General features: G+C 67.9%; 13 protein-coding genes. 8 read left to right on the top strand and 5 right to left on the bottom strand.

What is annotated here, in order from left to right; translation table 11 throughout:
* Positions 1 to 9: 9 nt before the first annotated feature.
* The 3 genes from ACOGI8_RS07070 to ACOGI8_RS07060 all read right to left on the bottom strand — a co-directional run bounded on the left by ACOGI8_RS07070 (position 10) and on the right by ACOGI8_RS07060 (position 3,504).
* A complete protein-coding gene (locus tag ACOGI8_RS07070) occupies positions 10 to 1,446 on the bottom strand; it encodes a mycothione reductase (RefSeq protein WP_419856161.1) in 1,437 nt (478 codons plus the stop codon).
* 44 nt (positions 1,447 to 1,490) lie between these two features.
* On the bottom strand, positions 1,491 to 2,795 hold the full coding sequence (locus tag ACOGI8_RS07065; protein WP_419856160.1) for a serine hydrolase domain-containing protein: 1,305 nt from the start codon (positions 2,793 to 2,795) through the stop codon (positions 1,491 to 1,493).
* Between the two features lie 67 nt (positions 2,796 to 2,862).
* Positions 2,863 to 3,504, bottom strand: a complete 642-nt coding sequence (locus ACOGI8_RS07060) for a hypothetical protein (RefSeq protein ID WP_419856159.1) — start codon at positions 3,502 to 3,504, stop codon at positions 2,863 to 2,865.
* A gap of 289 nt (positions 3,505 to 3,793) precedes the next feature.
* Between ACOGI8_RS07060 and ACOGI8_RS07055 the strand changes: the two genes are divergently transcribed.
* The 6 genes from ACOGI8_RS07055 to ACOGI8_RS07030 all read left to right on the top strand — a co-directional run bounded on the left by ACOGI8_RS07055 (position 3,794) and on the right by ACOGI8_RS07030 (position 9,678).
* Positions 3,794 to 4,177 (top strand): hypothetical protein, encoded by a 384-nt coding sequence (locus tag ACOGI8_RS07055; protein ID WP_419856158.1) that lies wholly within the window; start codon positions 3,794 to 3,796, stop codon positions 4,175 to 4,177.
* Positions 4,178 to 4,250: 73 nt separating this feature from the next.
* The gene (locus ACOGI8_RS07050; protein WP_419856157.1) at positions 4,251 to 4,931 is read left to right on the top strand and encodes a histidine phosphatase family protein; all 681 of its coding nucleotides are present in this window, start codon (positions 4,251 to 4,253) and stop codon (positions 4,929 to 4,931) included.
* 77 nt (positions 4,932 to 5,008) lie between these two features.
* Complete coding sequence (locus ACOGI8_RS07045) at positions 5,009 to 6,055, top strand: peptidase M29 (protein WP_419856156.1); 1,047 nt, start codon at positions 5,009 to 5,011, stop codon at positions 6,053 to 6,055.
* 45 nt (positions 6,056 to 6,100) lie between these two features.
* The gene (locus ACOGI8_RS07040; protein ID WP_419856155.1) at positions 6,101 to 7,660 is read left to right on the top strand and encodes a class I adenylate-forming enzyme family protein; all 1,560 of its coding nucleotides are present in this window, start codon (positions 6,101 to 6,103) and stop codon (positions 7,658 to 7,660) included.
* On the top strand, positions 7,638 to 8,531 hold the full coding sequence (locus ACOGI8_RS07035) for an NAD(P)-dependent oxidoreductase (RefSeq protein WP_419856154.1): 894 nt from the start codon (positions 7,638 to 7,640) through the stop codon (positions 8,529 to 8,531). The genes ACOGI8_RS07040 and ACOGI8_RS07035 overlap by 23 nt, the downstream gene beginning before the upstream one ends.
* Before the next feature lie 64 nt (positions 8,532 to 8,595).
* Positions 8,596 to 9,678, top strand: a complete 1,083-nt coding sequence (locus tag ACOGI8_RS07030) for a pyridoxal-phosphate-dependent aminotransferase family protein (RefSeq protein ID WP_419856153.1) — start codon at positions 8,596 to 8,598, stop codon at positions 9,676 to 9,678.
* 33 nt (positions 9,679 to 9,711) lie between these two features.
* Here ACOGI8_RS07030 and ACOGI8_RS07025 read toward each other — a convergent pair whose 3' ends face one another.
* Both ACOGI8_RS07025 and ACOGI8_RS07020 read right to left on the bottom strand, forming a co-directional pair.
* Positions 9,712 to 10,890 carry an aromatic ring-hydroxylating oxygenase subunit alpha gene (locus tag ACOGI8_RS07025; RefSeq protein WP_419856152.1) on the bottom strand — a complete coding sequence of 393 codons (1,179 nt, stop codon included), beginning with the start codon at positions 10,888 to 10,890 and terminating at the stop codon, positions 9,712 to 9,714.
* Between the two features lie 40 nt (positions 10,891 to 10,930).
* A complete protein-coding gene (locus tag ACOGI8_RS07020; protein ID WP_419856151.1) occupies positions 10,931 to 11,809 on the bottom strand; it encodes an enoyl-CoA hydratase/isomerase family protein in 879 nt (292 codons plus the stop codon).
* 108 nt (positions 11,810 to 11,917) lie between these two features.
* On the opposite strand from ACOGI8_RS07020, the gene ACOGI8_RS07015 reads away from it, so the two are divergent.
* Complete coding sequence (locus ACOGI8_RS07015) at positions 11,918 to 12,313, top strand: hypothetical protein (protein ID WP_419856150.1); 396 nt, start codon at positions 11,918 to 11,920, stop codon at positions 12,311 to 12,313.
* A 29-nt stretch (positions 12,314 to 12,342) separates the two neighbouring features.
* Positions 12,343 to 13,410 carry an LLM class flavin-dependent oxidoreductase gene (locus tag ACOGI8_RS07010; protein ID WP_419856149.1) on the top strand — a complete coding sequence of 356 codons (1,068 nt, stop codon included), beginning with the start codon at positions 12,343 to 12,345 and terminating at the stop codon, positions 13,408 to 13,410.
* Positions 13,411 to 13,416: the final 6 nt, after the last annotated feature.

The raw sequence follows: 13,416 nt of genomic DNA, 5'->3' as shown, positions 1-13,416 counted from the left end.
CTGAGCCGCCTACAGCTCAAGCAGCGCGTTCTCGATGACCTCGGTGAGCGCGGGGTGGATGTAGAACTGGTCGCGGGCCATCTGGTCGACGGTCTGTCCGAAGGCCATGCCTTGGATCAACTGCTGGATCAGGGTGGATGCCTGGGGCCCGATGATGTGGGCGCCGAGCAGCTCGCGGGTCTCGGCGTGTGCGATGAGCTTGGCGAAGCTGGCGGTGTCCTCCATCGCCCAGCCGTACGCCGTGTGGCCGAAGGGCTTGTTGGCCACCGAGATCGGCAGTCCCGCGGCCCGGGCATCTCGCTCGGTGAGACCGACCGAGGCGACCTGTGGGTGCGAAAACACCGCATGGGGAACCAGGTCTTCCCGGACTGTGCGCATAGGACCGTCCGCCTGGCCCTCGGCCACGAGCAGGTTGTGCCTGAGCGCCCGTACCTGCGCGTTGGCGAGATGCTTGAGCTGAGTCTCGCTCGACAGGTCGCCGAAGGCCCAGACGCCCGGCACCGAGGTGCGGTAGAACTCATCGGTCAGCACACGGCCGTCTTCGTCGTCCACGCCTGCGAGGTCAAGGGCGAGCTGATCGCCGTTGGGCACCCGCCCGGTGGCCACCAGCAGCACATCGGCGCTCACGGACTCGGCATGACCGCCACGAGTGAACTCGACCGTGTAGGAGTTGCCATGGGCACTGGGCGAGCCGTCGGCGGCGTACACAAACTCCGCGGCTGCACCCCCTACTGACGTCACCGTCGAGCCGAGGCGCAAGTCGAAGTGGCGCTGCGCCGCTGCCGTGAATGCCGTAGACACATCGTCGTCCTCGGCTCGCAGCAGCCGCTCACCCCGGTTGACCACTGTGACGTTGGTTCCCAGCGCCGAGAACACGTAGCCCAGCTCGCAGGCGATGTACCCGCCGCCAAGCACGATCATCGACTCCGGCAGCGAATCCAGCCGCATCACCGTGTCAGAGGTGTGGAACGGCACGGTGCCCAGGCCGCGGTACGGCGGCAGGAACGCCCGAGCGCCGGCGCCGAGCACCACGTGGCGCCCGGACACCGATTCAGTGCTGCCATCGGCCATACGCACCGCCAGGCGCCGATCGCTCACGAAGCGGGCATCGCCCTCGAACACGGTGATGTTGGGGCATTCGACGCCGGAGCGGTAGTCGCGGCCCCCGCTGGCGATGGGATCGATGCGGCCGAAGACGCGATCCCGGATGGCAGGCCAATCGGCGCTGTCAAAGCTGGCAGCGATGCCGTAGTGGCCTGCCGTCGCAATGGTGTCGGCCACATCGGCCGCGTACACGAACATCTTGGAGGGAATGCAGCCCACGTTCAGGCAGGTGCCGCCGAACGTGCCGCGCTCGACGATCGCAATCGACCAGTCGTCGAACTCGGGGCCGGGAATGGAATTGGCCGAGCCGGTGCCGACAATGACCAAGTCGAAATCTGCCATGTGCGCAGTCAATCAGCGCTCCTCGCGAAGAGCAGCGAACCGCCTCACGCCAGCGCCTGGTAGACGAGGGCCTTGAGCTCTGGGCGGATCGGGTGGACGCTGGAGGGCAGCAGCTGCGTCAAGAAGACGAGCGTGATGTCTTCGACCGGGTCCACCCAGAATGCTGTCGACGCAGCCCCGCCCCAGGCGAACTCGCCCTTGCTGGACACGACCTTGGCCTTGGCAGGATCGAGCACGACCGAGAAACCCAGCCCGAAGCCGACACCGTCGAAGGCCGCCTCGGAGAACAATGCCCGGCCACACTCGGTGAGATCGGTGCCGCCAGGCAGGTGATTGCTGGCCATGAACTCGAGGGTTCGCCGGCCGATGACGCGGGCGCCGTCGAGCTCGCCCCGGTTGCGCAGCATCTGGGTGAAGCGGTGGTAGTCGCCCATGGTCGACACCAGGCCACCGCCGCCGGAAAGGATCTTGGGCGGTCCCAGATAGGCCGACGTGCGCGGGTCATCCATCAGCGTGCGCGCCAGGCCCGGGTCGTCGGGCCGGTAAGCCGGGGGCGCCGGCCCCGTGTTGCCCGGTGCCTCGCGTGCCGCCAGCGTGGCTGTTGTGTAGTTGGCCGCAAAGCGCTCGACGTCGGCGGGTGGCACCTGAAAGCCTGTGTCGGTCATGCCGAGCGGCCCGGTCACGTGGTCGACGAGGTACTCGTCGAGCGACTGACCCGAGACGACCTCGACGACACGGCCCAGAACATCGGTGGAGTAGCTGTAGTTCCACTCGGTGCCCGGATCGAACAGCAGCGGGAGCGATGCGAGCGCTTCGCAGGTTTCCTCGAGGTTGCCGGGGGCACCCCAGTTGAAGCCATTGGCCCGGTACAGCGCGTCGACCTCGTTGGCGAAGTGGAAGTCGTAGGTGAGGCCGGAGGTATGGGTCAGCAGGCTGTGGACGGTCACTTCGCTCGCCGGTTCTCGCGTCTGGTACTGCATCACGTTGCCGCCGGCGAAGACGCGTGCGTTCGCAAACTCCGGGATCCAACGCGAGACCGGATCCTTCAACTGGAAGCACCCTTGCTCGTACAGCTGCATCGCGGCGATCGACACGATGGGCTTGGTCATCGAGTAGATGCGATAGATGGTGTCGGCGGTGACCGGCAGCGACCGCTCACAGTCACGCTGGCCGTAGCGGTGTGTGTAGGCGGTCTGGCCGCCGCGCGTCAGCAGCACGGACACGCCCGGCAGGCGCCCGTCGTCGACATACCGATCCAGATGAGCGGCAATGCGCTCCAGCCGACCGGCGTCGAAGCCCACCTCGGCCGGATCGACGGTTGGCTCGATGTCTGAGGTGATCGATCCCATCACAACCTCCGGTGTTCGCTACTCGCCGTCCTGCAGGCTACGGCTCGGGAATCGGCCGAAGGCTCTGTCAGCGGCGCTCGGAAAGGTTCAGGACGCAGCAGCTGACGGTGGCCGCGGCCGGGAGCTGTTCAGTGGTCGCGATGCCACGCTCGACGACCGCCTCGGCGAGATCGGGGTCGGACCAGCTTGCGACAGTCTGGAAGCCTCGCTCCTCGTAGACCTCGACGGGTTGACCGCCCATGAAGCCCATCACCGGCCTCAACGACGGCGACGCCTTCGCGACCACGGCCGCCGCGCCGGTGGCGGACGCCCACTCCAGCATGCGGTCGAGCAGCCCGGCCCCGATGCCCCGACCGAAGTAGCGGCTATCGCGGTCGTCGGTGTCGTCAAGCTGGCCGACGTGATAGCAGAAGACGCTGATCGTGCCGGGGGGAAGGGTCGGTGCCCGGCCGTCGAAGTCCATCCAGTACACCGGATCCCAGATGTTGTTGGGGCTTCGCTGTCCGGGGATGTACCTCCGGAACTGCAGCTGCCCGACGTGGCGGTCTCCCTCGAATGCCAGGATCGCAGCGGATCCAAGGCTGGCGATCCGCTCTGCCAGTTCGTCGGGTTCGCCCATGCACCCCACAGGAACCGAGCCGACGTCGGAGGCCACCATCGCTCGATAGGCGATGTGCTGCGGCGTTGACATCCCCGTGTCACCTGTCATCGGGCCGCATGCTACGGCCCAGGCACTTTCCGGTCGCGTCGGCGCGGCGCTCCAGACTGTCCCGCTAGCGAATGCACGCCCGCTACGGCGTGCGGGCCGGCGGCCACCCCGAACAGATTGCCAGAGACAGATTCCTAAACTACACGGAAAATATGGAAATTATTTGAAACTAAAGCTCTTGACGGTAGATAAGCAATCGCTACTAGAGTGCCGCAGACCGGCCGGACGCTTGGCCATGCGACCACGGCTTCCGGCATCAAGCGATGCAGCGAGAGGTAACGCGCCTGTGATGACCACGCATGAATTCTGTTTGTTTGTCGACGGCGCCGACCTAACCGTTGCTTCGACGGTCGAGCGGCTGGAAGGCGCCGGCTACTCCCGCCCGGCTGCAGCGGCCCACGACGGCGTCCAGGCGCTTGTGTTCTCGCGTCAATCGGGTTGCCTGGCCGACGCGGTTGCCGATGCGGTCGCGGCGGCCGAGCACATTCCCGGCACGCATGTCGCTCGCGAGGCGCGCAGTGGAGCGGTGGCAGTCTTCGACCCTTGCTCTCTCAAGTTCACCGCCCTGCACGACGTGGCCCCGTCGGCCGATGCCGCAGACGCCCCGCGGAAGCGCACGTCACGCGGGGCGGACGGCTCGCAACACCGCAGTTCGACAGCCACGGTGAGCTAGCACAGTGCCGCTCACCGGGCCGCTCGGGCTCAGCACCTAGAGTCTTCCGGTGTGGATGTCGGCAGCAGGCGATATGGCTGACGAGCAACTGCTCTCGCGGCTGCTGATCGTCCGGCACGGCGAATCCGTCGCCATGGCCGAAGGAATCGTCGGCGGACCCCAGGGGTGTCGGGGCCTCACCGACCGGGGCCGCGCTCAAGCGGCGGCGCTGCGCGACCGGTTCGCTGGCGGCCGCGAACCCGAGGTGCACGTCGTCTACTCCTCGCCGCTGCCCAGGGCCCGCGAGACCACCGACATCGTGCTGCCAGTACTCGGCAGCGGGCCCGAGCGCGGGAATCTCGACGTCCATCTCCACGATGACCTCGAGGAAATGCGGCTCGGACCTGCCGACGGCATGACCTGGGAGGCGGCGCGCGAGCGCTTCGGGTTCATCCAGCCGATGGACCAGCCATACGCGCCCGTGGTGGACGGCGGTGAGAGCCGCGCAGGCTTCCGCCACCGAGTTGCACAGGCGCTCAACGACATCGCCGCAGCCCATGCGGGAAAGACGATCTTTGTGGGGTGCCACGGCGGCATCGCCTCTGCGGCCATGGCGATGGCCTTCGGCATCCCGCCCAGTCATCGGGGCGTCGGCGTGGTCACCTCGGTGACCGCCATCACCGAGCTGGAGCTGCTCGATTTCAACGGGCGGCGCCTCTGGCAGGTACGACGGTTCAACGACGCCGCCCACCTCGCCGCCGTCGAAGCAGCCTGACACCCAACGGCCGCGGCGCTCCGCACAGCCTCTAACTTGGCGCATAGTCAGCAGACTGCGGGAATCTGGAGGACCAGATGCTGGTCGAGCGAATCGAAGCGAAGTGGATCGACGCCTTCTCGTCGGTTTTCGAGATGTGCGGCGTCGAACCGCCCCAGACAGCAGCGATCCTGTCCGAGAGCCAGAGCAGGGCCGTGAACGTGAACCTGGCCGAACTGGCCCTGGACCGGCTCGGCACGCCGCCGGTCCACGTCGTGGTGCCGACGCCTCGCCAGTCGGCGCCGGTGCCGGTGAGGTCGACGGGCGCGTCCGACGCCATCGCCGGCTCAGCGGCAGTGCTCGCGGCCCTCGGTGCGGTGGATTTCGTGGTCGACTGCACGGTGGAAGGGCTGCTGCACGCTCCGGAACTCCCGAAGATCCTGGGCGAGGGAACCCGGATCCTGATGGTGTCCAATGAGCACCCGGAGGCTCTCGAGCGTCTTTCGCCAGAGCCGGACCTCGAGCCGAAAGTCAAGGTCGGTATCAAGAAGCTGATCGCAGCTTCGCAGATGCACGTCACCTCGGCAGCGGGCACCGATCTGGTCGTCGACGTCGACGGAGCGCCGTGCGGCGGCGGATGGGGCTACACCGCCCGGCCGGGCACGATCAGTCACTGGCCTGGCGGGCTCTGCCTGGCCTTCCCCAAAGCCAACACTGTGAACGGCACGATTGTGATGGACCGTGGCGACATGAACCTCACCTTCAAGCGGTACATCGAGTCGCCGGTCACGCTGAGAATCGAGGACGACTATGTCGTGGACGTCGAGGGAGTCGGCACCGACGCGGCGCTGTTCCGCAGTTACACCGATGCCTGGGGCGACCGCGAGGCGTACGCGACCAGCCACGTGGGTTGGGGCATGAACCCCGGCGCTCGGTGGGACACCCTGTCGATGTACGACCGGAGCCAGACCAACGGCACCGAGCAGCGAGCCTTCGCCGGCAACTTCCTCTACTCGACGGGCGCCAACGAGCACGCCGGGCGCCACACGCTGGGGCACTTCGACCTGCCCATGCGCAATCACAGCGTGTTCCTCGACAGGGAGGCTGTAGTGATCGAAGGCGCCCTGCAGGGCGACCTGGCCTGAGCCAGCTAGCCCGCAGCCGGCACCCATCCACATCTTGCAGGCACCGTGAGCGATCCCGGACCACTGTCCGCTGGGGCCGATCTTGCCGCGCGTGTCGAGCGGTGGGCCGACCGGCAGCCGTCTGCGACCGCCGTCGCGTTCGAAGGCGTCGAGCACACGTACCGCGCATTCGCAGACCAGATCGCCGCGACGGCCGGCTGGCTGGCCGGTGCCGGCGTGGGCGAGGGCGACCGTGTGGCGTGGCTCGGCCCGAACCGGCCGGCCGCGCTGCGGCTGATGCTCGGATGCTCCTGGCTCGGCGCCATCTACTTGCCGTTGAACTCGCGCCTGGCGCCGCCCGAGCACCGGTGGATCCTCGACCACGCTGGACCCAGCCTGCTGGTGGTGGATTCGACGTTCGAGCGGCATGCCGAATCGATCGGTGCGGGGTGCGAGATCCGGGTGCTGCCTGACGAGCCCGAGTGCCCCAGTGCCACGAGCGCCGTACCGCCACGTCGGGGCACCCCCGCCCATCCGGTGCTGCTGGCCTACACCTCGGGCACGACGGGGCATCCCAAGGGGGCTGTGCTGGACCAAGCGGCGATGGCTGCGAACGCCGTCAACTCAACCCACGCTCATGACCTCACGAGCCGCGACCGGGTGCTCACCACGATCCCGCTGTTCCACGTCGGCGGGCTGAACATCCAGACGCTCCCTGCTGTGCTGGGAGGTGCGGCGGCGCTCATCGAGCGGGCCTTCGACGCCGGGCAGTTCCTCGACGACGTGGAGCAGTGGCAGCCGACGTGGACCGTGCTGGTGCCCGCCGCCTTGACCGCCGTTGCCGCCCACCCGCGATTCGCCACCGCCGATCTCGGCTCGCTGCACGGGATCATGACCGGGTCGTCGCCCGTGCCGGCGGCTGCCACCCGGCCCTTCTTCGATCGGGGTGTGCCGGTTGGGCAGATCTACGGTTCCACGGAGACCGCCCCGATAGCGGTGCACCTGCGCTGCGACGAAGCAGCAACCCGTCCGGGCTCGTGCGGCAAGCCCTCGACCATGTGCGAAGTGCGCATCGTCACCGATGACGGCAGGGACGCGGCGCCGGGCGAGCGCGGCGAGCTGTGGGTGCGGGGGCCGAGCGTGCTGCGGGAGTACTGGCGCGATGCCGAGGCCACTGCCGAGGCGCTCAGCGACGGGTGGTTCCGCACCGGCGATGTCGGGCACGCGGATGACGAGGGCTGGATCTTCATCGACGACCGGCGCAAGGACATGATCATCTCGGGAGGCGAGAACATCTACCCCGCGGAGCTCGAGGAGGTGCTGGCCCGCAGCGATCTGGTCGCCGAAGCAACCGTCGTGGGCGTGCCCGACGAGCGATGGGGCGAGGTGCCCGTCATCGTGGCCGTGCGGGCAACCGGGCCGGCGGCCGCTCCTAGCGTCGCGGACGACACCGAGATCGAGGACGCCGATCTCCTGCGGCTGTTCGACGGGCAGCTCGCACGCTTCAAGCATCCCAAGGCAGTGTTCTGGACCGATCAGCTCCCCCGAACGGCGCTCGGCAAAGTACGCAAACACGAGGTACGAGCAATGCTCAACGAGAACCATGGAGTCCACCGTGCCGGTTGATGTCGGATTCATCGGGCTCGGCGTCATGGGCTTCCCCATGGCGGGCCACCTCGCTGCAGCGGGCCACCGCGTGGCCGTCTTCAACCGAACCGCGAGCGTCGCGCAACGGTGGTCAGGCGAGCACCAAGGTCGGGTGGCTGCAACGCCGGCAGACGCCGCCGATGGCGCAGCCATCGTGTTCATGTGCGTCGGCGCCGACGACGACGTGCGCGCGGTGACCTACGGCGACGACGGCGCGCTGGCGGCAATGGTCGAGGGCTCGGTCCTCGTGGATCACACCACTGCTTCGGCCGACATGGCCCGTGAGCTGGCCACTGCGTGTTCCGAGCAAGGGATCGGCTTCGTGGATGCACCCGTGTCCGGCGGCGAGGCGGGCGCGCAGAACGGCGTGCTGACCGTCATGTGCGGCGGCGCTGCCGAGCACTTCGAGCGGGCGCGACCGGTCATGGACTCCTACGCGCGGGCGGTCACGCTGATCGGCCCAGCCGGCGCGGGACAGCTCACCAAGATGGTCAACCAGATCTGCATTGCCGGTCTCGTCCAGGCACTGTCGGAGGGACTCGAGTTCGGTCGCCGTGCCGGTCTCGATCTCGACGCCGTGCTCGACACCATCTCTCAGGGCGCGGCGGGGTCGTGGCAGATGTCGAACCGCGGCACAACGATGGCCGCCGACGAGTTCGATTTCGGTTTTGCCGTGGACTGGATGCGCAAGGACCTCGGCATCGTGCTGTCGGAAGCGCAACGCAACGGTGCTCCCCTGCCGGTCACCGCCCTCGTGGACCAGTTCTACAAACGCATTCAGGAGCTCGGTGGTGGCCGCTGGGACACCTCCAGCCTTATCGCCCTGCTGCGGCCCCTCGAATCGCGCTGACGTCATCTGCACCGACGCTGCGGAACCGAACGTCATCGACATGCGGCCGGTACCGTGCGGGCCCGTGACCCGCAGCGACCGCATCCTGATGGGGCCGGGACCCTCCAATCCCTACCCCGAAGTCATCGAAGCCTTCACCCGGCCCGTGCTGGGCCACCTCGATCCCGAGTTCATCGCCCTGCTGGACGAGATCAATGAACGCCTGCGCGCTGTCTGGCAGACCCAGAACCTGCTGACCTTCCCCGTCAGCGCTACCGGCTCGGCAGGCATGGAAGCTGCGTTCTGCAATTTCGTCGAACCCGGCGACACGGTGGTCATCGGTGTCAACGGCGTCTTCGGCACACGCATGTGCGACGTGGCAGCCCGGTGCGGTGCAGACGTCGTGGCGGTGAACGAGGACTGGGGCAGTGCCATCGATCCGCAGCGACTGATCGACGCCCACCCCTCGCCGAAGCTCATCGCCGTCGTGCATGCGGAGACATCCACCGGCGTGCGCAACGACATCGCGCCGCTCGGCCAGGGCAAGGGCGATGCCCTGCTGCTCGTCGACTGTGTGACGTCGCTGGGGGGCATCGATGTCGACATCGACGGCTGGGCCGTCGACATCGCCTACAGCGGCACGCAGAAATGCCTCGGTGTGCCCCCCGGCCTCGCGCCCCTCACAGTCAGCGATCGGGCACTGGAATCGCTCGTCGAACGGCCCCAGAGCTGGTACCTCGACCTGAACATGATCCGGGCGTACGTCGTGGGCGAGGGCGCCCGCGCCTATCACCACACCGCGCCGATCTCGATGCTCTATGCGCTGCACGCCGGCCTCGGCGCCGTGCTCGACGAGGGACTCCAGAACGCCTGGGCTCGCCACCAGGCCTGCGGCGACGAACTGCACGCGCGCCTGCCCGAGCTCGGTTTCGAGCTGTGGGCCCAAGAGGGCCACCGCCTGCCCGAGCTCACCACTGTCACGCTGCCGGACGGCCTCGACGACGCTGCCGGGCGCCGTGCTCTGCTGGAGCGCTACGGCATCGAGGTGGGCGGCGGGCTCGGACCCGTCGCCGGCAAGGTGTGGCGCATCGGCTGCATGGGGCACACGGCCCGGATGCGCAACGTCAGGATGCTGCTGGGAGCGCTCGAAGAACTTGTGAGCGGCTGAGCGCCCGGCGGCCTGTTGGGCCGCGACACCCGCTCAAGGGGTCGAGTGCAGTGGCAGCAGTTCCTGGCCCAGCGCAGCCCGGTAGGTGTTGTGGAAGTGATGCAACGCCGGCTCGTTGCGGCCGAACACCACGTGTTCGAGCGCGCCGCCATTGGCTGAACGCTGCTGGCTGGCGCTCATCACGTAGTCCTCGTCGCGGATGACGTTGCTGAATGCACGCGACGCCTCAGCCATGAAGTCGAACTCGGCGTCGTCGCGAGCAATGCCGGGCCGCAGGTAGAAGGAGATCTGGCTCGTGTGACGGCCGGGCTCGGTCGGGTGGGGATAGGCCCGCACCAGGAACAGCACCTCGCGCGACGGGATGAGCTGCACGTTCGGGAACAGCCAGTACACCGGCAGCCCGTAGCGGGCGATGTCCCACTCCGACGGCGGCCGCTCGCGTGCGTCCTCGATGGAGCGACGGCACAGGATCAGCCGGTGATGGCGCCCGAACTCGTCGTAGCACTGCACGTTGCCGTAGAAATCATTCGACAGCGTGTCGGAGTGCAGCACGGGGAAGTGGTAGGTCTCGCCGAACGTGTCCATGGCGAGCTTCCAGTTGCAGCCGACCTCGTAGGTGTCACAGCCCAGCCACTGCAGCTTGCCGAAGTCCCAGCCCGCGAAGTCGGCGGCAAGCTCGTCACCCAGCAGCGCATCGGGGTCGAGCGCGCCACCGGGCCGCGGATGCACCCACAGCAGGCCGTGGCGCTCGACTGCCGGCAGCTCCACCAGCCCTAGGTCGTCGCGGTCGAGCTCGCCGAAGTGATCCGACTTGGGCAGGCCGACCAGCGCACCGTCGGCGTCGTAGGTCCAGTTGTGAAACGGGCAGGCGAAGCGGCGCTTGCGACCGCGCGGCTCGGTCTCGACGACCACGCCGCGATGGCGGCAGGAATTCACGAACGCCCGGAACCGGCCGCTCGGCGATCGCACGAGCAGCATCGGCGTGCCGAGATCATCTTGGGTCATGAACGAGCCCGGTTCGGGTAAGTCGCCCGACAGACCCACCATCTGGGGGTGAGTGTCGAAGAACTCCCGCCGCTCGATCTGTGCGAGTTCGCGGTCGGTATAGGAGGACGTGGGGTTGTAGCGCACGCCGCCGGCATCCACGTTGGTGCCGGAGTCGAGCCGCGCCAGCAGTGTCTTGATGTGGCTGACCTGTTCAGCGTGCTCCACGGCGGAAGTATGCCACCACCCGCAGCGCGGGCAACGGCGCTCAGCGAAGCCAGTCGTTGAACTCGGGCTGCCGCTTGGACAGGAAGGCCGAGACGCCCTCAGCAGCATCGGGCAAGTGATCGGTGATCGCCGTCTTGGAAGCGATCTCGTCGAGCGACTGCTCCCACGTCATCTCGGCAGCCAGCAGGATCGATCGCTTGAGCATGCGCATGGCCACCTGCGGTCCGTCGGCCATTTCGGCTGCGAGTTCGGCGGCCGCAGCGGGAAGCTGCTCGTCGTCGACCACCTCGTGCACCAGCCCGAGCTCGTGTGCGGTGTCGGCGTCCACGATCCGCTTGCGCATCATGAAATCGGTCGCCCTGGCGACGCCGAGGTGCTGCACCAGCAGCCACTGGCCGCCCTCGTCGGGCAGCAGGCCGAAGCGAAGCGTCGCCGATCCCATCCGGGCTGATCGTGCCGCGATCCGGAAATCGCAAGCAAGGGCGAAGCTGAAACCCGTCTGGATGGCGAAGCCGTTGATGACCGCGACCGTCAGCTTGTCCAGACGGCGCACTGCGGTGTTGACGGCCTGGGAGATCGTCCGCAGGCTGTTGTACGTGCCAGCGGCGTTGTGGTGCCCGCCGAAGATCTCCGGCGTGGCCGAGGGATGTTCCGCCTCGTAGCTGCCCAGGTTGTCTCCGGCCCAGAACGCCCGGCCCTGACCGGTGAACAGCAGTACCCGCACAGCGTCATCCATCTGAGCCTGGGTGATCAGCTCGATCAGGTCGCGCTTCATCGAGTGGGTGGAAGCGTTCATTGATTCGGGCCGGTTGAACGTCACCGTCAGCACTCCGTTCGAGCCCAGCGCCTGCTCGAATCCGAAGTACTCGGTGTCCAAGTAGCCAGCTTGCTCGCTTGACCGGGCTTGTTCGCTTGACATGGTTCGTTACCCCCTGCGCCAGGTGATCCGCTCCGAGGCGGGTCGCATGCTGAACCTAGTGAAAAGGCGGACCGATGCGCCGATCTGCCGCTCGGTACGCTGCCCGCCGTGGTTCCCGAGTCCGCCGAAGCAGGCGAGGCGCCGCTTGCGCCCATTGCCCCGTTCGCTCCGTTTGACGGCGTGCTCATGCTGCGACTCGACACCGAGACGCCTGCAGGCGACCGCACCTACTACGTCACACCGTTTGTCACCGATGGCGGCCGGCTGTTCGTGTTCGACGAGCCGGGTGATCGGAGCGATGCCCTCGAAGAACTGCTCGTGGGTAATCGCACGATCATCAGTTCCGCCTCCACCGGCGAGTTGAGCATCGGCGCCGTCGGGCGCTCCCCGACGTCGGATGAGGAGGCATGGGCGCGTGACGCATGCTCAGCGCGCTTCTTCTACGACCAGGCCTTGCAGGACCTCGCGCAACTCGGCGGGCTGGTGACCCTGCACCCCGCCTGAGCCTCCACTAGCGATCTAGGGTTCCGAGCGTGCGCACAGCCATCGGATTCGGAGGACCGGCGTCGGGAAAGCGGCGCGACTGGGACGAACAGGTCGAGTTCCTGCGAGAGGCCGACCGCCTCGGCGTGGACATCCTGTGGTCTGCCGAGGCATGGGGCATGGACGGCGTCAGCACGCTCGCCTACCTCGCTGCGGTGACCGAACGCTGCCAGCTCGGCACGGGCATTTTGCAGATCTCGGCCCGCGCTCCGGTGATGACCGCGATGACCGCGCTCTCGCTGGCGGCCATGACCGGAGACCGGTTCATCCTGGGGCTCGGCGTCAGCGGGCCGCAAGTGGTCGAGGGGTTGCACGGTGTGCGCTTCGCCGATCCGCTGGGCCGGCTGCGCGAGACGGTCGACATCTGCCGCCAAGCCTTCGCCGGCGAGAAGATCGCCTACGACGGCCGCCACCATGTGCTTCCCCTGCCCGACGGGCAGGGCAAGTCGCTGCGCCTCGCGCAGCCCGCCAACGACTCGATCGAGATCTGGCTGGCCACGCTCGGGCCGCGCTCGCTGCGGTACACTGGTGAGGCCGCCGACGGCTGGGTGGGCGTGTGCTTCGTGCCGAGCTGCCCGGAGGCCACCTGGGGTCACGTGGCAGACGCCGCAGCAGCGGCCGGCCGCCCGCCGGGCTCGGTCGCCTGCCAGGTCGGGGGCGCCGTCGAGTTCGGCGACGACCTCGAGGCTCTCATCGCGCCCCGACGGCCCGGCATCGCCTTCACGCTGGGCGCGATGGGGTCGGCGACTGCCAACTTCTACAACGATGCCTACCGCCGCGGCGGCTTCGAGGAAGAATGCCGCGACGTGCAGCGTCTGTGGCTGGACGCCGACCGGGCCGCAGCAGCGGCCGCAGTTCCGGATCGACTCGTCACCGAGACCAACTTCTTGGGCACCCACGAACAGGTCATGAACCAGGTGCGGGCGTACCGAGACGCCGGCGTGGACGTCCTGCGCCTGCAACCCGAAGGGCCGACCGCCGCAGCCCGGCTGGACACGCTGGCGGCGATGATCGACATCGTCCACGCCGTCAACGCCGAGCCCGCCGGGGCGACCTGACTCGGG

Source organism: Candidatus Poriferisodalis sp., from assembly GCF_965204195.1.
Lineage (GTDB): Bacteria > Actinomycetota > Acidimicrobiia > Acidimicrobiales > Poriferisodalaceae > Poriferisodalis.
The sequence above is the reverse complement of the archived record's forward strand: the minus strand, read 5'-3'. Positions and strand labels throughout refer to the sequence as shown.